This is a genomic window from Pseudomonas sp. H1h, from assembly GCF_000633255.1.
GTDB lineage: Bacteria > Pseudomonadota > Gammaproteobacteria > Pseudomonadales > Pseudomonadaceae > Aquipseudomonas.
Genome location: NZ_AYMJ01000037.1, coordinates 16,744 through 35,322 on the forward strand (window position 1 = coordinate 16,744; position 18,579 = coordinate 35,322).

At 61.1% G+C, this 18,579-nt stretch carries 16 protein-coding genes and 1 pseudogene; 6 read left to right on the forward strand and 11 right to left on the reverse strand.

The genetic code is table 11. The features are described 5' to 3' along the window. Positions 1-48 precede the first annotated feature (48 nt). Together U862_RS0128245 and U862_RS0128250 are read left to right on the forward strand one after the other, a co-directional pair. On the forward strand, positions 49-1,080 hold the full coding sequence (locus tag U862_RS0128245) for an alpha/beta fold hydrolase (RefSeq protein ID WP_025113469.1): 1,032 nt from the start codon (positions 49-51) through the stop codon (positions 1,078-1,080). Then, positions 1,077-1,757 (forward strand): phytanoyl-CoA dioxygenase family protein, encoded by a 681-nt coding sequence (locus U862_RS0128250; protein ID WP_025113470.1) that lies wholly within the window; start codon positions 1,077-1,079, stop codon positions 1,755-1,757. Before U862_RS0128245 ends, U862_RS0128250 begins: the two co-directional genes overlap by 4 nt. Before the next feature lie 73 nt (positions 1,758-1,830). On the opposite strand, the gene U862_RS0128255 is transcribed toward U862_RS0128250, so the two are convergent. The 5 genes and pseudogenes from U862_RS0128255 to U862_RS0128275 all read right to left on the reverse strand — a co-directional run bounded on the left by U862_RS0128255 (position 1,831) and on the right by U862_RS0128275 (position 8,272). Continuing rightward, positions 1,831-2,181, reverse strand: a complete 351-nt coding sequence (locus U862_RS0128255; protein WP_025113471.1) for a copper-binding protein — start codon at positions 2,179-2,181, stop codon at positions 1,831-1,833. Continuing rightward, positions 2,178-5,335: pseudogene (locus U862_RS0128260) on the reverse strand (efflux RND transporter permease subunit). Before U862_RS0128260 ends, U862_RS0128255 begins: the two are co-directional and overlap by 4 nt. Continuing rightward, positions 5,332-6,579, reverse strand: coding sequence for an efflux RND transporter periplasmic adaptor subunit (locus U862_RS0128265; RefSeq protein WP_025113472.1), 1,248 nt, complete (start codon positions 6,577-6,579; stop codon positions 5,332-5,334). The pseudogene U862_RS0128260 and the gene U862_RS0128265 overlap by 4 nt, the downstream one beginning before the upstream one ends. Beyond that, a complete protein-coding gene (locus U862_RS0128270) occupies positions 6,576-7,832 on the reverse strand; it encodes a TolC family protein (RefSeq protein WP_025113473.1) in 1,257 nt (418 codons plus the stop codon). Before U862_RS0128270 ends, U862_RS0128265 begins: the two co-directional genes overlap by 4 nt. A gap of 98 nt (positions 7,833-7,930) precedes the next feature. Beyond that, positions 7,931-8,272, reverse strand: coding sequence for a hypothetical protein (locus tag U862_RS0128275; RefSeq protein ID WP_025113474.1), 342 nt, complete (start codon positions 8,270-8,272; stop codon positions 7,931-7,933). 289 nt (positions 8,273-8,561) lie between these two features. Here U862_RS0128275 and U862_RS29875 point away from each other — a divergent pair, with 289 nt between their 5' ends. Next, a complete protein-coding gene (locus tag U862_RS29875; RefSeq protein ID WP_081794930.1) occupies positions 8,562-8,720 on the forward strand; it encodes a DUF2986 domain-containing protein in 159 nt (52 codons plus the stop codon). 15 nt (positions 8,721-8,735) lie between these two features. On the opposite strand, the gene U862_RS0128285 is transcribed toward U862_RS29875, so the two are convergent. Next, positions 8,736-9,332, reverse strand: a complete 597-nt coding sequence (locus tag U862_RS0128285; protein WP_025113475.1) for a DJ-1/PfpI family protein — start codon at positions 9,330-9,332, stop codon at positions 8,736-8,738. Between the two features lie 376 nt (positions 9,333-9,708). Here U862_RS0128285 and U862_RS0128290 point away from each other — a divergent pair, with 376 nt between their 5' ends. Further along, positions 9,709-9,978 carry a hypothetical protein gene (locus tag U862_RS0128290; protein ID WP_025113476.1) on the forward strand — a complete coding sequence of 90 codons (270 nt, stop codon included), beginning with the start codon at positions 9,709-9,711 and terminating at the stop codon, positions 9,976-9,978. 181 nt (positions 9,979-10,159) lie between these two features. Here the strand turns inward: U862_RS0128290 and U862_RS0128295 are convergent, their stop codons facing one another. The 5 genes from U862_RS0128295 to U862_RS0128315 form a co-directional block, all read right to left on the reverse strand. Beyond that, entirely contained in the window at positions 10,160-11,374 is a 1,215-nt protein-coding gene (locus tag U862_RS0128295) for an aldose 1-epimerase family protein (RefSeq protein WP_025113477.1), read from the reverse strand. 231 nt (positions 11,375-11,605) lie between these two features. Beyond that, complete coding sequence (locus U862_RS0128300) at positions 11,606-12,958, reverse strand: ATP-binding protein (RefSeq protein ID WP_025113478.1); 1,353 nt, start codon at positions 12,956-12,958, stop codon at positions 11,606-11,608. Next, positions 12,934-13,599, reverse strand: coding sequence for a response regulator (locus U862_RS0128305; protein ID WP_025113479.1), 666 nt, complete (start codon positions 13,597-13,599; stop codon positions 12,934-12,936). The genes U862_RS0128300 and U862_RS0128305 overlap by 25 nt, the downstream gene beginning before the upstream one ends. 96 nt (positions 13,600-13,695) lie before the next feature. Further along, entirely contained in the window at positions 13,696-14,133 is a 438-nt protein-coding gene (locus U862_RS0128310; RefSeq protein ID WP_025113480.1) for a hypothetical protein, read from the reverse strand. Positions 14,134-14,160: 27 nt separating this feature from the next. Next, the gene (locus U862_RS0128315) at positions 14,161-14,925 is read right to left on the reverse strand and encodes a membrane protein (protein ID WP_025113481.1); all 765 of its coding nucleotides are present in this window, start codon (positions 14,923-14,925) and stop codon (positions 14,161-14,163) included. 208 nt (positions 14,926-15,133) lie between these two features. On the opposite strand from U862_RS0128315, the gene mddA reads away from it, so the two are divergent. Further along, positions 15,134-15,937, forward strand: a complete 804-nt coding sequence (gene mddA / locus U862_RS0128320; protein ID WP_025113482.1) for a methanethiol S-methyltransferase — start codon at positions 15,134-15,136, stop codon at positions 15,935-15,937. Between the two features lie 122 nt (positions 15,938-16,059). Continuing rightward, on the forward strand, positions 16,060-18,441 hold the full coding sequence (locus tag U862_RS0128325; protein ID WP_025113483.1) for a DUF3772 domain-containing protein: 2,382 nt from the start codon (positions 16,060-16,062) through the stop codon (positions 18,439-18,441). Positions 18,442-18,579 lie beyond the last annotated feature (138 nt).

Consider the following 18,579-nt stretch of genomic DNA (forward strand, 5'->3'; position numbering starts at 1 on the left):
CGCAGAGGGCTGCAATCACATAGCGATTCAGTCAAGGAAGACCCCCCTTTGAAAACAGCACTCGGCGTCCTGTTCCTGATCGGCCTGAGCACTCACACTCTCGCTAATGCCAACCCCATCGGCTTCCACACCACAACCTTGGCGGACTCGCAGCGTCCGCTGGAAATGGTCGTCTGGTACCCGGCGACCACCACCGCGCCCGCACAATTGATCGACGACAGTCCGGTATTCCTCAGTGCGTCGGCAGTGCGCGATGCACCACCGACGGCCGGCGAGCATCCGCTGGTGGTGCTGTCGCACGGTTACCGGGGTAACTGGAGCAATCAGATGTGGCTGGCGGCTGCCCTGGCCGATCAGGGTTACATCGTCGCAGCGGTCAACCACCCCGGCAGCACCACCCACGACCGCAGCCCGCAAGCCGCGGCGCAGTTGTGGCAGCGGCCGGTAGACCTGCGTCGGGCGATCGATGCGGTGGTAGCGCAGCCGGGGCAATTTGGTGCGGTTGCGCCGCGACACATTGCCGTCGTCGGCCACTCGCTCGGTGGCTGGACGGCCCTGGAAATCGCCGGCGCACGCTTCGACCCCGAGCGCTTTGCCGAGGACTGCAAGGTCCATTCGAAGCTGTCCAGTTGCAAGGTCTACCAGACAATGAATCCGGCCAGCACCTCGCAAGCCAAAGCCCAACTGGCTGCCGACATGCGCTACAACGCGGTCACGGCCATCGTCTCGCTGGACCTGGGCCTGTCACGCGGCATGACCGACGCAAGCCTCGCGGCGCTGGACGTACCGACGCTGGTGATCGCCGCCGGCGCCCCGTCCGAAGATCTGCCCGCGCAACTGGAGTCCGCCAATCTTGTTGAACGTCTGCCACAGGCCACCACGCGTTATGTCGAGATCAGCGACGCCACCCACTTCAGTTTCATGTCGATCTGCAAACCGGGCGCGATCGAGATGCTCGAGGAAGATGCTCCGGGCGATGGCATCATTTGCCGCGATGGCGACAAGGCGCGCCCGCGTGAGGTCATCCAGCAGCAAGTGGTCGCACTGATCAGCGATTTCCTGGCGACGCCGAAGCCATGATCGACAGCGAGCAACTTCATCGAGAGGGCTACGCGCTGCTGCGCCAGGCGATCCCTTTGGAGTGGCTCGCCGAGCTTCGCGCGGTGTTCGATGCGAATCTGAAACCGTCGCAGCAATGGCCGGTTCCGCGCGGCATGGACTGGCGACATGCGCAGCTGGATCTGGATTCCTTGGTTCAAGCGGTGTGTCGATTGCCGGCCGTTCTGGCGGTGGCCGGCGAGTTGATTGGCGAACGCTTCTTTCTGGCCCAGGTTGAAGGTCGCGAGCCGCTGGCTGGTGGCGGCCATCAGCAACTGCACCGCGATTTGTCGAGCAAAAGACCCGGTGACATGGTCAACGCCATCGCCTTCTTCGACGACTATGGTCCCGACAACGGTGCCACCCGCCTCGTCCCGGGCAGCCATCGGCCTTTGCCGCAACAGTCGTCACTGGAGTTCACTGACGAGAGCGCTGCGGTGCAACTGGCAGGCGCTGCGGGCGACATTCTGGTGTTTGATGTCGATCTGGTGCACGCGGGCAGTCGCAACGCAAGTGGCGCCCGCCGGCGTTCGATTCTGATCAGCTACTGCGCACAGTCGTTGCAGGCGACGCATCTGGAAACTGCAGATCTGCGAGGTGTTCGCATGGACACCCGCGAGCAATTTGATCCTGCGCAGTTTCGCCAGGTCAGGCCATAGTCCGGCGCCGTGCGCAAAGGTCGGCAGCAACCGGAACGCAACCCTGCGCGCCGGTTGCTGATGACCTCAGCCGTTATTTGCTGATCGACACGATCGTCGCTCTGTTCCCCTCCATCCGGAAGGAAAACGTCACACGATCCCCCACCACCAGGCCGTTCAACTGAGCGGGCGTCACGGCAAACGCCATCGTCATCGGCGGCCACTGCAACGCCGCAACAGCGCCATGCGCGAGGGTCACCGTGTGGCTTGCCGGATCAATCGCCTTGATCGTTCCCTCGGCACTGGCCACAGGGGTTTGCTGCGTTTGCTGCTGCATGTCCATGCCTGGCATATCGTCCATTTTCATTGCGGATTGATCTTCTGCGTGGCTCGCAGACGCGAACAGGAAGAGACTGCCGGCTACTGCAACGAGTGTCAGTTTCATCGGGTTTTTCCTTCAAGGGTGGAGGGTTCAACATCGAGGGTACGACGGCGCATCAGGCGATACGCCGCCGGGATGACAAACAGCGAAAGCAACGGCGCCGTGAGCATGCCGCCAACCATGGGGGCAGCGATCCGGCTCATGACTTCGCTACCGGCGCCGCTGCCCAGCAGAATCGGCAACAGGCCAGCGATGATGACGGCCACGGTCATGGCTTTTGGGCGAACCCGTTGCACAGCGCCTTCACCAATCGCCGCAAGCAAACTTCGATCAGAGTGCTCGCCAAGGTCATTGCGTGCAGCCCATGCCTGCTTGAGGTACAGCAACATGATGACCCCAAACTCGGCGGAAACGCCGGCCAGTGCGATAAAACCGACGCCCGTGGCCACCGACAGGTTGTACCCCAGCCAATAGAGAAACCATGCGCCCCCCGTCAACGCGAACGGCAACGTGGCCATGATCAGTGCCGCCTCATCGAAACGCTTGAAGGTCAGGTACAGCAGCACAAAAATGATCGCCAGCGTCGCCGGCACGACTATTTTGAGTCGCGCATTGGCCCGTTCGAGAAACTCGAACTGCCCCGAGTAACTCAGGCTCATACCCGGCTGCAGCTTGACCTGCGCATTGACTGCCTCGCGCAGGTCAGCGACCACCGCCGCAATGTCCCTGCCGCGCACATCGATGTACACCCAGCCTGACAACCGCGCATTCTCGCTCTTGAGCATCGGCGGTCCCTGCGTGATGCTGATTTTCGCCACGGTGCCGAGGGTGATCTGGCTGCCGTTCGCGGTGTAGATCGGCAACTGCGCCAAGGCCTGCGGCGAATCGCGCCACTCACGCGGATAACGCAGATTGATCGGAAAGCGCGCCAGCCCTTCGACGGTCTCCCCGACATTTTCGCCACCAATGGCGCCACTGACGATCGACTGCACATCGGCGATGTTCAAGCCATAACGGGCAGCGGCCTGACGGTCGATATCCACATCGACGTAGCGGCCTCCGGTCAGCCGCTCCGCCAGCGCCGAACTGACGCCGGGCACGTCCCTGGCAACCCGTTCGACCGCCTGGGTCACCGCGTCGATGTCCGCGATGCGACTGCCGGCGACTTTTACGCCGACCGGGCTTTTGATACCGGTGGCGAGCATATCGATGCGATTGCGGATCGGCGCAATCCAGATGTTGGTCAAGCCAGGTACACGCACCACGCGATCAAGCTCCTCCACCAGTTTTTCCTGGGTCATTCCCGGGCGCCACTGGTCGTGAGGCTTGAATGCAATGGTGGTCTCGAACATTTCCAGGGGCGCCGGATCCGTCGCCGTTTCAGCACGGCCCGCCTTGCCAAAGACGTGCTCGACCTCCGGAACGGTCTTGATCAGGCGGTCCGTGAGTTGCAGCAGTTGCGCGGCTTTCTGCGCCGACAACCCCGGCAACGCTGACGGCATATAGAGCAGGTCGCCCTCGTCCAGCGGCGGAAGAAATTCACCCCCCAAACGCGACAGTGGCCATAACGCACTGGCCAACACCAGCAACGCCACCAGGAGGGTCAGCTTCGGCCACCGCAATACCGCATCCAGCGCGGGCTGGTACAGCCCGATCAGCCAACGATTCAACGGATTCTGCCGCTCACCGGGGATGCGCCCGCGAATCCAGTACCCCATCAACACCGGAACCAGCGTCACCGACAATCCGGCCGCTGCCGCCATGGCCCAGGTTTTGGTAAAGGCCAGTGGAGCGAACAGTCGCCCCTCCTGGGCTTGTAAGGTGAACACCGGAATGAACGACAGCGTGATGATCAGCAGACAGAAAAACAGCGCCGGCCCGACTTCCTGCGCCGCGTCCGTAATGACCCGCCAACGCGGCTCACCTTCCAACGCCTGCCCGGGATTGGCCGCATGCCACGCTTCGATCTTTTTGTGGGCATTTTCGATCATCACCACGGCGGCATCGACCATGGCACCAATGCGATGGCAATGCCACCGAGCGACATGATGTTGGCGTTGATCCCCTGATAATGCATGACGATGAAGGCCATCAGCACACCCACCGGCAGGGAGATGATCGCCACCAGCGATGAGCGCACATGCCACAGGAAAATCCCGCAGACCAACGCGACGACGATGAATTCCTCGAGCAGTTTGTGGCTGAGGTTTTCCACGGCATGATCAATCAACGTGCTGCGATCGTAGGTCGTGACGATTTCCACGCCGGGCGGCAGACTGCTTTTCAGTTCATCGAGTTTGCGCTTGACCGCCGCAATGGTCTGGCGAGCGTTCTTGCCGCTGCGCAACACCACCACGCCGCCAACCGTCTCGCCCTCGCCATCGAGTTCACTGATACCACGGCGCATTTCCGGGCCCAGTTGAATCGTCGCCACATCACCCAGGGTCACCGGGGCACCGCCGGCACCCAGTTTGAGCGGGATCGCCCGGAAGTCATCCAGCGTCTTCAGGTAGCCTGATGCGCGCACAATGAACTCGGTCTCCGCCATCTCCAGCACCGCCCCGCCCGTCTCCTGATTGGCCTTGCCGATCGCCTCGCCGACCTGTGCCTGGGTGATGCCGGAAGCGGCCAGTTTGAGCGGATCGAGCTGCACCTGATACTGCTTGACCATGCCGCCCACCGTGGCCACTTCGGCGACGTTGGGCAGGGTCTTGAGTTCGAACTTGAGGAACCAGTCCTGCAGTGCGCGCAGCTGTGCGAGATCATGTCCTGCGGTGCGGTCCACCAAGGCGTACTGGAAGATCCAGCCGACGCCTGTCGCGTCAGGGCCCAGCGCCGGTCTGGCAGCGGCCGGCAAGCGGCTCTGGATCTGGCTCAGGTATTCCAGCACTCGCGAGCGTGCCCAGTACGGGTCGGTGCCATCTTCGAACAGCACGTAAACGAAGCTGTCACCAAAGAACGAATAACCGCGCACGGTCTTCGCCCCCGGCACCGAGAGCATGGTCGTGGCCAGCGGGTAAGTGACTTGATTCTCGACAATCTGCGGCGCCTGCCCCGCAAAAGGCGTGCGAATGATCACTTGCACGTCGGACAGATCCGGCAGTGCATCAATCGACGTGTTCTGTACCGACCACACGCCCCATGCACTGACAAACAGTGTCGCCAGCAGGACGAGCAAGCGATTGGCCACGGACCAGCGAATAAGCGCGGCGATCATGGCCGGGCCTCCATGCTGTCCGTGCCATCACCTGCAACGATGCCCTTGAGGCTGGCCTGCGAATCGAGCAGGAACTGGCCCGACGTCACCACTTGCTGGCCTTCCTCCAGGCCCTTCAAGATCACCGTTTTGCCCGCGCTTTCCTCGCCGATTTGCACGTGCACCGGCCGGTAATGCCCGGCGGCTTCGGCCAGCATCACCAGGTCCCGGCGCCCCGTGCGAATCACCGCTTCGCTCGGCACCCACAAGACGCTGGCGGTGCCTGTCTGCTGCAGGCTGACCTGCGCGGTCATGCCTGGCCGCAGGCGTTCATCTGGATTAAGCAGCTCAACCCGCACACGCAGGGTCCGACTGTCTGCATTGGCCTGCGGCAAGATGGCGTCGATGCGGCCCTTGAGCGTGGCGCCCGGGAACGCCGGCAGACGGGCCTCGACGGCTTGCCCCACGGAGAGTGCTGCGCCTTCGGATTCGGGCACGGCCACCGCCAGCCAGACACGGCTCAAGCCGTTGACCCGCGCCAGTGTTTCGCCTGTCGCGACGGTCATGCCCACACGAACATTCAGCTCCTGCAACACACCCGCCCGCGGGCTGGTGAGCGTCAGATAAGGCGCAACCTTGCCCTGCCGCTCAACCCGGGCAATCAGCATATCGGGCATTCCTGTGAGGCGCAGTCGCTGACGGGCAGCCCGCAACAAACCGGCATCACCGCTGCGTTTCATGGCCAGAAACTCGGTCTGGGCCGCCGCCCACTCAGGCACAAGAATGTCCGCCAGCGCCGCGTTGGCCTTGAGGACATCGCCGGGCGCATGGTCATAGACGCGCTCGACAAAACCCGGCGTGCGTGCCTGAACCACTGCAACGTCACGCTCGTTGAACCCCACAATCGCACTGACATCAAGGCTGGAACTGAAGAACCCGCGCCTGACCGGCGCCGAACGCATGCCGAGATTTTGCGCCACTGCCGGATCGATATTCACCGTCGCGCGGTCATCCGCCCCGCTGGCGTATTGCGGCACCAACTGCATGTCCATGAAGGGTGACTTGCCCGGTTTATCGAACTTTTGCTGCGGGTACATCGGGTCGTACCAATACAGCGCCTTGCGTTCGGCCGGGGCATTGGCACTCTGCGCTGCTGCCATTTCAGTTGATTCGTCCATCTGCAAGTGCGCCGCCCGGTAACCACCGACGCCGCCCAGCAACAGCGAAATGCCCGCCAACACCCACCTGTTTCCCTTGAGGTTCATTGGCCGCTCTCCCCGTAAGCAAAATAAAGCCGCGCATTGCTCAGCGCTCGTTGCGCTTGCACATCGACCTGTTTCAGGCGCGCCTGGATCAGCTCGCGCCGGGCCGCCACCACCGCATTCAAATCGCCCTTGCCGGCGCGATAGCTCGCCATGCTCAACTCGACCTTCTCCCGGGCCAGCGGCAACAGGCTATCCTCGCTGCGGTGCATCGCCCGATCGAGCTGTTCATAGTCGGCCAGTTCACTTTCCAGTTGCTGGGTGTGCTCGCGCGACAAGGCATCGCGCTCGGCCTCCAGCTGGTCGAGTTGCGCTTGCCTGGCGGCGATCACCGGGTTCTGTCGAGTCTCGGGGAACAACGGCAAGTCCCAGGACAACTGCACGCTGACCATGTCGCCGAACTGGCGGTCACGATGCTGATAGTCCAGCTCCCAGCTCCAGTCGGACTTTTTCTGCGCCTGGGCCTCGTTGACTCTGGCCTGCGCCTCGCGAGTCATTGGCGCAAACGCCGCCAATTCTGGGTGGTGCTGCAGGTTGTGGGCGATGCCCGAGGTGTCCACCGGCCATTCGGGCAGTCGGCCCTGAGGCGTGGCATCCGCCACCGGACCAATCCAGCGCTTGAGCGCTGCCTGTGCCTGAGCACGCTGGCGAATCAAATCGTCCTGCTGCTCCGCCAGTTGTGCCGCCTCTTGCCGAGGCGTTACCGCATCCGCCGGTTGCGCACGACCACCGGCGATCTGCGCATTGACGGTTTCGGCGAGCAGGCGGTTTTCTTTGTAGAAGTCCTGGAACAATGCATTTTTGCGCTCCACCGCATAGCTGCTGATCCACGCCAATGCCGTGGACTGGCGCACATTCAGACGCTCGATCCGGCGTTCGGCTGCCGCGCGGTCAACAGCAGCACTGGCCACTTCGACACGCGCCTTGCGTTTGGCTTCGTTGGGCATTTCCTGACGGATTCCGACCATTTGCATGGTCATGAAATCAGCGTCGAGACTGCCGCGATTCGGGCCGCTGACGGGGTAGTTCTGCACCCCTAACAGCAGTTTCGGATCAGGTAATTCCCTGGCGGGAATGGCCGCGCTGCTGGCAGCGTGGATTTTTGCGTCTTGCGCGATCAGCGAAGGCGCCGTGTTTTCTGCCAGCCGCAAGGCTTCGTCGAGTGTCAACGCACTGGCGAAACCCGGCCACGCCAACACGCTTGCCACAAGGCCTGCCACAAGCGGCCGCCCGGTGCAAAAGCACTTGGAGTTCATGTTTACGATTCCTGTAATGAGCCACTGCCCGCGTGAACGACACGCGCACAGCCAAGCCATCCCGATGGACCGGGATGAGGTTCAAATTGCGACAGGAATCAAATGCGTGGCGGTCGCCATACCCCGGAAGGGGTCGAGACAGGGAAAGAATCGCCCGAAGGCATCAGTACGACGGGGCTGAACAGCGTCACGGCGGGCTTGATGATCGAGACCTCAAGCATGCCCCCAGTCTTGCACTCCTGCCCGGGCTTGCAGGGTTTACCGTGCTCGACCGGGCTTTTCATATCATTGCAGCAGTCCATGCCCATGCCATCCATCATCGCCATGCCCATGGCTTGCATCGGGCACGGTTCACTCGGCACCTGAGTACCCGCCATCCCACTGAGGGGAAGCGCCAGGCTGATGACGAATATGAGCAATAACCGCAATGGGCGTTTCATGGTGTTGGAGTGTAGTCCGCGGATCGTCGACTGCCTATGAGGTGCGCAAGATATGAACGGGTCAGGATTAAGGCAACGTTACTGGGTAGCCCGTTGCACGACGATGACAAACTGGCCTCGAGTGACGTTCACGCTTACCATACTCACTGCTCGTATGACCGCCTCTTGCTGGATCAATCATGACCAGTCTCCAGTTCGTCTGCAGCCGCACCCGGTGGCGCCGCCGACCCTGGCTTTAATCCCCCACGCCCCGACTCCTTCTCAAGAACGCTCACGCCGAGTAGAAAACATGAACCGTCAAAAGAAACTGCAGCAGTTGTTCAAGGAAAAGGCCAAGAAGGCCAGCGCCAAACTGGCGCCGAAAAAGCCCAAGTACATCAGCAAGGCTGATCGATTGAAAATCGCTGCCGAAGCGGCGTTGGAGCCGGTCGAAACCACAGAGGGCTGATCCGCTCCACGCGCCTTATAAAAACGGCGAAATATTTGCCAGCGCCCGCGTGATGTAGAGGTCTTTCTCGCCAACCGGGACCACGTAGTGCAGCGCATTGCGGGCGGCCTCCTCACCGGCAAGACGGGTGATAAACCAGGTCGCCAGATACTGTGAGGCCAGGCACCCGCCGGCAGTGGCGACATTGCCCTTGGCCACGAACGGTTGATTGAGCACCGCCACGCCAGCCTCCTCCACCCACGGTTTGGTGATCAGATCCGTACACGCCGGAACCCCGTTCAACAACCCGAGCTTTTCCAGAATCAGCGTGCCCGAGCACTGCGCCCCCAGCAGTTGCCGCGCCGGATCGAGCCGCAGACGCGACATCAGTTGGGCATTCGCCACGATGTCGCGGGTCAGGCTCCCACTGCCGACCAGAACTGCATCCGCCTCGCAGGCCTCCTCCAATGACACCTGTGCCTCGACCACCAGGCCGTTCATTGAACGCACCTTTTGCGTCGGGCCGGCGATCGACACCCGCCAATCGGGCTGCTTGACCCGGTTGAGGATGCTGTAGGCGATGAACGAATCCAGTTCGTTGAAACCTTCAAAAGTCAGGATGGCGATGTGCATGATGAGCCTCGGGTCAGATTGCCGGTGACGCATCGTAAAATCGGCCGATCAATACAATCAAAAAATTGTCATGACTACATTCCTGACCGCTATCGACAGGCCATCGGCAGGCCAGCCAGGCCCCAGAAAAGACTTCTGAAAAAAACGCGTACTTATCTGTGCTCGTCTGCCGGGGACTGGTCAACCTCGAACTTGGGCAGTTCTCTCGATTTCAATAGTTTGTCAATAGTACAGGTGAGCGACTGTGCGACCGGCAACGCGGTAGTAGGCTTTCATGGCGTCACACTACGCGAATGCCCGATCTGTTCAGATCATTGATGAAGGCAGGTCAGGCCAATGTATAAGCCGCATGTCAGCTAACTGAAAGGATTCGAACATGAAAAAGTCCCTTACTGCTCTGGCCGTATCCGCAACGCTCGCTTTCACCGCAACTGTCGCGAACGCCTCCGTGCATCCGACCACCCTCAAGAGTCCCCAGACCGTCAATCAGCTGACCGCTTCGATTGGCACTCCATTCGGAACCCATAAAACAGCGGGCACAATCCAAATGGCCAGCCTGGCCAGAAGTTGCTCCGATGATCGATATTCCTGGTGGGAATACAGCGGTTGGGAAATCGTCGCTTGTCTCGGAAGCGGCCAGTGGTAACTATTCAGCCGAGCCTGGTGCGTGACGTGTGGGGTGAGCACGCACCAGCGCCTGTTGCTCGATGCATAAGCGCTGTGGCGCTTCGCGGGTGTACATGAGGTCAAAGCACGAAGCCCGGGTATCCAGAACTGAGTAAACCAGAACCCAGGCATTCGATGAGCAAGGACACTACAAGGGCCTGTCAACCCTTGGTCAGATCAACCAACGGTGTTTGCCGCACCTCAGTCTCGCGCCCAGCCTGAATCTCACTCACCTGCTTCAAGGCCTTAGCCACAGCCGCCTTATCCGCCAACAAGCTGTAACTGATGCGGAACTGCTTGTGTTCCTTCGGCCCGATTGTGGGTACCAGGTTCAGTGGCCGCTGATAATGGCGGTTGTAGGAAAAACTTGTTCCCGGCTCAAGCCCCGTGACATAACCCTGGCCTTGGGTATCGGTGTTTTTCCAAAGCGAAAACACCGGCAATGTCTGCGTATTGAAACCGACCGAAACGCCCAGGCTGCCGGCCTTGTTATGCAACACGGCCAACGTATCGCCCTTGGCATCGGCATACGGCACGATGTTGTAAACCGTTTCGTCGTAGTCCTTGGTCGGTGCGCGGTAGGTTTGCCATTCGGGCAGATCGCCCTTGGCCTTGTCATTGAACGGCGACACCTGTTTTACCGGCGCAACGAAACGAGCACCCTGCTCCAGGAACGGGGTGCTGAAGTTACTGTGATACAGCGCCTGGTATTCCTTCGGATAGTCACCGTTGTTGGTCAGGGTGTCATTCAGGGCGAACACGACGCTGCCGGGCTCGGTGACCAGTTCGGTCGCGACGGAGAAGTCGACCTTCTTGAACGCCTGCTCTTTCAGTTCGCCGCGCAGGGTGATGGCGTACGGTGGTAATTCGTCGATGTGCAGGGTGACTTTGTTTGCAGGAATGTTGGCGGCCCGACCGTGCAGAGTCAGCAGTTCGCCGTTATCGACGCCGGGGTGGCCGACCCATTCATATCCGCAGCGGGTGACCAGTTCATTGAAACCTTCCAACCAGCCCAGACCACCGCGGCCATTGAGTTCGATGAAGGACGGATTGACCACTTCCTTGACCGGCGAATCCCAGCCCATGCGCACATTGCCGACCGAAGCCTGCAAGACGTTCATTCCCCGTGTCGGCACCACCGAGAGCTTCATCGTGCCGTTATCGATGTCGACGATGCTGACGCCCTCCTGCCGACCGCCATGCAAGGTGCGCAGGGTAACGCTGAAGGGTTTGTCGGTTTTCATGCCGAGTTGCTGGCTGGTGATCTGCCAGTTCTGGGCGGCTTTGTCGGTGTCGAGCAGAACGTAATCCCAGGCCATGGCGTGGGAGGCAGCGGACAGCGCGCTGAGGGCAACAACGAGTTTGAGCGGGGTCATGGCAGCAGCCTTTCTTGGAGTTGTGCCCTTTTTATAAACTTGATGAAACGTTTCAGCAAGCTTAAAAAGGTCACTGCACGGGTAAGTACCAGGAAAGATTCGGGATAAACAGGAGAATTGAGCCGATGCCATCGCGAGCAAGCTCTAACTCCCACATCAGATCGAAAATGAGCACAGGTTTTGTGAGCATTCAAAAGCGTTTCGGTGGAGTATTTCAGGTGCCGCGATCCCTCACGACCGGCCTTTCAACCACACCGAAACCCGCAAGCCACGCTGCCCCACCTCATCCACATACCCCAGGCCTACCCGTGCCCCGGTTCGCTCGGCGATTGCCATGACGATGGACAGCCCCAACCCGGACCCTGCCTCCCCCGTGCCGAGGCTGCGGTAAAACGGATCGAACACCAGCGCCTGCTCTTCAACGCGGATACCCGGCCCCGAGTCCTTGATGTCAATGAGCGCGCCCTGCTCCGAGGGTTCGACACTCAAGTCGACCCGGCCGCCCGCCGGGGTGTAGCGAATGGCGTTGTCCACCAGGTTCTTGATCAGAATGAACAGGTCCAGTTCGTTGATCACGACTTGCACGTCCTCGACGCTTTCCACACCGAGATCGATGCCCTTGTTTTCTGCCAGTGGCAGCAGATCTTCGAGCACCTGACGAAACACGGCGTGCACCGAAACCGTTACCTCTGACCGTTGCACGACTGATTGCGCGGCGGCCAACGCCAGCAGTTGCTCGATGAGTTTGCGGCTGCGCTCAATGCCCTGGGCCAAGGGCATAAAGCTTTGCCGGGTCGCCTCGGACATGGGCGTGGACGCCAACCGCTCTGCCTGCAGCGATAGCGCGGTCATCGGCGAGCGAAGTTCATGGGCGGCATCGGCGATAAACCGCCGTTGCGTTTCCATGGCCTGCGCAACGCGCTTGAGCAACCGATTGATCGCCACGACAAAAGGCCTGATTTCGCTCGGCAGGTGCTGTTCATCGACAGGATGCAGCGCCTGCTGGTCGCGCTGATCAATCTCTGCCGAGAGCGTCGCGATAGGCCGGAACAGCTTGCGCACCAGGTCCCCGACCACCAACAGCAACACCGGGAACAGAATGAGAAACGGCAGCAGGCTGCGCCAGGCGCTTTCCCGCGCCTCCTTGTCGCGCACGTCGGCCTCTTGCGCGACCACGATGCGTTCGCCTGTCGAAGTGGTCCTGACCAGAACGCGAAAGTCTTCGCCGGCGATGTTCAGTGTCGACAGGCCGTCGGCCAGTGTCACCGGAAACGGCAACGGAATGCTGGCGTCATCGTTGCCGGTCGCTTTGGTGCTGTCGGCCAGGTACTGCACGATGATCCGCGACTCTTCGTCGTCGCCGACGATCCGTTCGGCACCGGGATAGCGCAAGGTCATGTGCTGGCGATCGAACAACACCGCCACCTGGTGCAAGCTTTCGTCCTGCATCTCGTGCGCCTCTTTGAGTGCAGAGATGAACGCGAACGCCCCGGCCAGCACGGCGACGATGAGAATCGCCAGCGACAGCGTGACGGAAAGCCGCAACTGCACCGAGTCGCTCAGACGCCTTTTGAAACCATCCATCCCATCCCCCTGACGTTCTTGATGACATGGTTCCCCAGTTTTCGTCGCAACGCGTGAATCAAAAACTCCACCGCGTTGCTTTCCACTTCGTTGCCCCAGCCGTAGATCCGGTCCTCCAGTTCACTGCGCGAGAGAATCGCCCCCGGGCGGATCAACAGCGCCTGCAACAGTGCGAACTCGCGACTGGAGAGTTGCACCTCGGCAAGATCGACGGTGGAAGCTTGTTTGGAAACCAGGTTCAACGACACCTCGCCGTTATCCAGCAACGATTGCGCGTTGCCACCGCGACGGCGCAGTACCGCGCGCATGCGTGCCAGCAATTCGGCCATGGCGAAGGGTTTGAGCAGAAAGTCATCAGCGCCGCCATCGAGCCCGCGCAGGCGGTCATCCAGACCATCGCGGGCGGTGATGATCAGCAGCGGCACGGGGTTGTTGCGTGCGCGAATGGCATCCAGCACATCGAGCCCGTCCTTGCCCGGCAAGCCGAGGTCCAGCAGCACCAGATCGTAGGTCTGGGTGTCGAGCGCCGCCAGCGCAGTCAGGCCGTTTTTCACCCAGTCGGTGGCGTAGCTCGCCTCCTTGAGCGCCCCTTCGATGGCATCCCCAATCATCAGGTCATCTTCGACCAGCAGAATCCGCATGCACCGCTCCGACAGAAAAGGCGCGACGGTGATCCCCGTCGCGCCTGTATTGAAGCACTTGAGCCGGCGTTTGTCCGCCGCCGGCCCAATGCAGGCTCACTGCTGGCCTTTCATCGCATCGAACGCCTTGAGCAAGTCGTCCATGGCCGACTTGCAGTCAGCCTGCTTCGGCGTACTGGCGCGCAGGGCGTCGAGTGCGCGGTCAATGGCTTTGTCCAGCACATGCCAGTCAGCAGCGGCCCGAGGCTTGATGCCGGCTTCGGCGGAATCCCAGGAGGTTTCCAGATCCTTGATGCGGGTCTTGGCAGCGGGCAAATCATTCTTGTCGACGAGCGCAGTGACGTCGGCAGCGATGCTGCGGAACTCACTCAGATCGCCCAGTTTCGAGCCCGACTGCGCCGGCGCACTCATCGAGCTGGTGGGGGTACCGGCAGCAGGTTTGTCGACGGGTTTCGAACAGCCGGTCAGGCTGCCGAGCAGCACCAGAGACGAGATGATTGCTACATGGCGAAAAGTCGATTGGAAGGCGCGCATGTTGATTCCTTGATAAGTGTCTGAAGGTTATTGAATGGCGGTTTTGCGGTTGCCGAGGCTGATTTGCGCGACCGCCACCAACAGCACGATGACGGTCAGGAAAATTGCGCTGGTCCAGGCGGCGCCCATACCAAGGCCGCCATAAGTCTTGGCCTGAGTCAGCAGGTCACCAAGGGAAGCACCGAACGGGCGAGTGAGGATGTAGGCGATCCAGAAAGTCAGCACCACGTTGGCCCCCAGACGCCAGGCCAGCAGTGTCGCCGCAATCAGCGCACCAAAAATCACCGCACCGACGGTGAATCCCAACCCCAGCGCTTCGGTCGCCAGATCCCCGGCGGCGGTGCCCAGGGCGAAGGTGCAGAGCACCGTGGACCAGTAGAAAAGTTCGCGCCGCGGCGTGTTGATTTCGCGGATCGACAGGTTGTGCTCCAGGCTGAACCAGAGCAGGAAGTTCAACGCCAACAGCACCGAGAACACCGCTGTGCTGACGTACAGGCTGATGTCGAGCATGTCGGTCATGATGTCGGTGATCTGCGTGCCGACGATGCTCACCAGCACCACGGTCAACCAGTAGATCCACGGCGAGTAGGCGCTTTTGCGCATTTGCAGGAACAGCGCGCCACCGAGCAGCAGCGCCATGCCGATGCTGGTCCAGCCAGCGCCGAACCCCGCATCCACGGCGAGGAAGTCGGCGCCGGTTTCCCCTACGGTCGTCGATAGAATCTTGATCACCCAGAAGGCCAGTGTCACTTCGGGGACTTTATTCAGCCATCCGGCTTTAGCGGGATTCATGTGCGGGTAACCTCTCCTGAGCAGCGTCGAACTTGCGCTGAACAAAAGATACGGCCCGATACTTAGCTGAGACTGAGGGCCTCAACCGATTTCTACTCGCCACCCGGCCGCAATGGGCATACGCTGCCAGACTGAAGGATCAGCCTTCTTCAATCCCGACCCCAAGGTGCGAGTTTGCAGTCCACGCCATGACCGCGAGGCATGGATCATGAATACCCCTTCGCCAACACCCCAGCGATCAACTCGCCGGGCCACTCACCTGCTCTATCTGCTATACAGCCTGACGAGCTATCTGCTGTTTCTCCTCACCACCCTGTACCTGATCGGTTTTCTGGGCAGATTGCTGGTGCCCAGGCACATCGACTCGGGGCCGCAGCACGCTCTCGTGGTTTCGATAGTTGTCGATATCCTGCTCATCACCCTGTTCGGCGTTCAGCACAGCTTCATGGCCAGAAAAGGCTTCAAGGCCAGACTCGCCCGGGTAATCCCCGCCCCGATCGAGCGCGCCACTTACGTGTTATGCAGCAGCCTGGTGCTGGTGCTGCTGTTGTACGCCTGGCGACCGATCGCCACACCGGTCTGGGACGTTACGTCGACAGTGACCGGCGCCCTGCTCTCGGGCCTGTTCTGGCTCGGCTGGGGGCTGGTATTACTGTCGACGTTTCTGATCAGCCACTTCGAGCTGTTTGGTCTGAAGCAGGCCATTCGGGCCTTTCAGGATGCTCAGCCGCGATCTTCGCAGTTCCTCACGCCATCGCTTTACAAGGTTGTCAGGCACCCGATGTACCTGGGCTTTCTGATTGCCTTCTGGGCGACGCCGGTGATGAGCGTCGGGCATCTGCTGTTCGCCCTGACCAGTAGCGTGTACATCCTGATCGGCGCGCATCTGGAAGAGAAAGATCTGGTCAGCGCTTTCGGCCGCCAATACCTGGAGTATCAGCAACGCGTCGGCATGTTGCTGCCGTTTCGCAAGGCATCGCGGGCGACCAATAATCCGAAAAGCCCCCCTTAGCCGGACGCACACAGGCCGCGGCTGGTGTACCGGCCAGCCCTGCTCGCCTGAAATTTTTCTCGGCTGCCGGTTCGATCACCTAACCTCATAGCGTGTGTGATCAACGAGAACCGGCCCTACTCATGCGCAACGCCTTGAAGTCATTGTTTTTTGTGACGCTGATCCTGCTTGCCCCGGGTGGTTCGGCGCTGTGGGCGGCAGAAATACTGACGCCATCGATGACCACCACGGTACCGCTGGTGGAAGTCTCGCAAAGTGATCTGCAAGCCCTGCAACTGCGCCTCGACGGCTTGAAGCAGCAGATTTCCGCTGCCAACAATTACAACCAGCTCGAAGGCCCGCAGGACCGGGTGCAGACGTTCATCCTGGATGTCGACCGGTTGTCCGCGTCGTTGTTGCCACAGCAGGCGCAACTGGCGGTGCAACTGGGTGTGCTCGGTGCCGCGCCGGATACGCAGATCGCCGCTGAACAAGTCGATATCGCCGCGCAACGGGCGACACTCAGTGAGCAAAAGACCAGGGTCGATACCACGCTCAAGAGTCTCGCTACGCTCAAACAAAGCGCTGCCGACCTGATCACGCAAATCGCCGGCATCCGGCGCACGCTGCTCGAAAGTGAACTGACGCTGCGAACCGACAGCATCCTGAGTCCGGACTTCTGGTCACCTCTGGTTTCGCCGGAACCGGACGACCGGCAACGGCTGGATTTTTTCATCGACCAGGTGAACAGCGCCTGGGCCATGGTCTGGGCGCCCGGACAGCGGTTTTTCACCTGCGTGCTGGTGCTGTTGGCGGCCGTGTTCTGGACTGCCGGACGCCGCCTTGCCGAGCGTGGGCTGACCTGGCTGTGCATCCACCGCATGCCTGAAGGTCGCCTGCGCCGTAGCGCACTGGCGTTCGCCTCGGCCCTGGCGACCGTGGGCACCACGGCCATTGCCCTGCACCTGCTGTTTTATGCCTGCACCCGCCACGAGCCGTTGCCGCCGATGCTTTCGACTTTTTCCGAGGAGTTCGAGAAAGCCGTTTATGCCTGCGTGATGATCACCGCGCTGAGCCGCGCGCTGCTGTCGACACAGCATCCCTCCTGGCGTCTGCCGGCAATTGCCGATGCCGTCGCGCTGACACTGAAGCCCTTCCCGCGGATTCTCGCCGCGACCCTGTTGGTGCTGGTGACGCTGGTGCAAGTGAGCAACGCCACCGGCATGAGCAGTCAGATCGTGATTGCCCAGCGCGGGGTGATCGCGATTGTAGTGATCGCGGTTCTGGTGCCGATGCTGTTGCGCACCGGCAAGGTTCGCAAGGCGTTGATCACCGCCAATGACCCGGCAGCGGGCAGCACGTTTGCCGGGGTGATCTACAGCATTGCCACGGTGTCGATGTGCGTGTCGGCGCTGGCCCTGCTCACCGGCTATGTGTCGCTGGCACGGTTCATCACCTATGAACTGGTGTGGGCCTATATCGTGCTGTCGGGGTTTTATCTGCTGATCCAGGTGGTCAAGGACGCCTGCGAATACCTGTTCTCGCCGCGCTATTCGGCGGGCAAGGCGATCAAACAGACTCTGGGCTTGGGCGACCGCCGGCTGGAGCAGATCTCGATCGTGCTGTCCGGCGTCAGCCGTGCCGGGTTGTTGTTGCTGGCGGTGATCACGCTGTTCGTCGGCGGCATCGGCACCACGCTCGGCCAACTGACCACCAACATCATGGGCATCCTCGGCGGCGCCGGGTTGCGCAAGCTGAACATCGTGCCCGGCCATCTGATCAATGCGGTGCTGGCGTTGCTGATCGGCATCTACCTGATCCGCGCCCTGCGCCGCTGGCTCGACCACGAGTTCCTGCCCAAGACCGACATGGACCCGGGCATGTGCGCGTCGCTCAGCACGCTGTTTTCCAACATCGGTTATGCCGCGGTCATCCTGCTGACCCTGTCGTCACTGGGTGTGCGCTGGACCAACCTCGCGTGGATCGTCAGCGCGCTGTCGGTGGGGATCGGCTTCGGCCTGCAGGAGATCGTCAAGAACTTCGTGTCCGGGCTGATCCTGCTCACCGAGCGCCCGGTGAAGGTCGGCGACCTGATCAGCATCAGCGGCGTCGAGGGCGACATCCGCCGGATCAATGTGCGGGCCACAGAAATCCAGCTCAGCGACCGCTCCATCGTCATCGTGCCTAACTCTCAACTGATCTCGCAGAACCTGCGCAACGTCACCCTCGGCGGCAGTGCCCAAGGGGTAGCGAGCCTGGAGCTGATGTTCCCGCTGGACATCGACCCCGAGCAGGTCAAGGAACTGTTGCTGAACACCTACCGGGAAAACGAAAACATCCTCGACAAGCCGGCCTCCTACGTGCGCTTCAGCAAACTGTCGCCAGAGGGCATCACCCTGACGGTGACGGGCTACGTCGGCAGCCCGCGGATCGTCGGCGGGACCAAGAGTGATCTGCTGTTCGAGATTCTCAAGCGGTTGGGCGATGCCGGCATTGCGCTGGCGAAACCACCGTCGAGTCCCTGACAGACCATCAAAACCTGTGGGAGTGAGCCTGCTCGCGAAGGCGCCGGGGCAGGCAAAGGGATGGTGACTGACACGGCCTCTTCGCGAGCAAGCCCGCTCCCACAGGATTTTGTGGTGGACACGAATTTGGCGATTGGC

Bases quoted from the DNA above. Each gene is read 5' to 3' on its own strand.
- U862_RS0128250 (WP_025113470.1), top strand. From the start codon at position 1,077: ATGATCGACAGCGAGCAACTTCATCGAGAGGGCTACGCGCTGCTGCGC.
- U862_RS0128255 (WP_025113471.1), bottom strand. From the start codon at position 2,181: ATGAAACTGACACTCGTTGCAGTAGCCGGCAGTCTCTTCCTGTTCGCG.
- U862_RS0128265 (WP_025113472.1), bottom strand. From the start codon at position 6,579: ATGAACCTCAAGGGAAACAGGTGGGTGTTGGCGGGCATTTCGCTGTTG.
- U862_RS0128270 (WP_025113473.1), bottom strand. From the start codon at position 7,832: ATGAACTCCAAGTGCTTTTGCACCGGGCGGCCGCTTGTGGCAGGCCTT.
- U862_RS0128275 (WP_025113474.1), bottom strand. From the start codon at position 8,272: ATGAAACGCCCATTGCGGTTATTGCTCATATTCGTCATCAGCCTGGCG.
- U862_RS29875 (WP_081794930.1), top strand. From the start codon at position 8,562: ATGAACCGTCAAAAGAAACTGCAGCAGTTGTTCAAGGAAAAGGCCAAG.
- U862_RS0128285 (WP_025113475.1), bottom strand. From the start codon at position 9,332: ATGCACATCGCCATCCTGACTTTTGAAGGTTTCAACGAACTGGATTCG.
- U862_RS0128290 (WP_025113476.1), top strand. From the start codon at position 9,709: ATGAAAAAGTCCCTTACTGCTCTGGCCGTATCCGCAACGCTCGCTTTC.
- U862_RS0128295 (WP_025113477.1), bottom strand. From the start codon at position 11,374: ATGACCCCGCTCAAACTCGTTGTTGCCCTCAGCGCGCTGTCCGCTGCC.
- U862_RS0128300 (WP_025113478.1), bottom strand. From the start codon at position 12,958: ATGGATGGTTTCAAAAGGCGTCTGAGCGACTCGGTGCAGTTGCGGCTT.
- U862_RS0128305 (WP_025113479.1), bottom strand. From the start codon at position 13,599: ATGCGGATTCTGCTGGTCGAAGATGACCTGATGATTGGGGATGCCATC.
- U862_RS0128310 (WP_025113480.1), bottom strand. From the start codon at position 14,133: ATGCGCGCCTTCCAATCGACTTTTCGCCATGTAGCAATCATCTCGTCT.
- U862_RS0128315 (WP_025113481.1), bottom strand. From the start codon at position 14,925: ATGAATCCCGCTAAAGCCGGATGGCTGAATAAAGTCCCCGAAGTGACA.
- mddA (WP_025113482.1), top strand. From the start codon at position 15,134: ATGAATACCCCTTCGCCAACACCCCAGCGATCAACTCGCCGGGCCACT.
- U862_RS0128325 (WP_025113483.1), top strand. From the start codon at position 16,060: ATGCGCAACGCCTTGAAGTCATTGTTTTTTGTGACGCTGATCCTGCTT.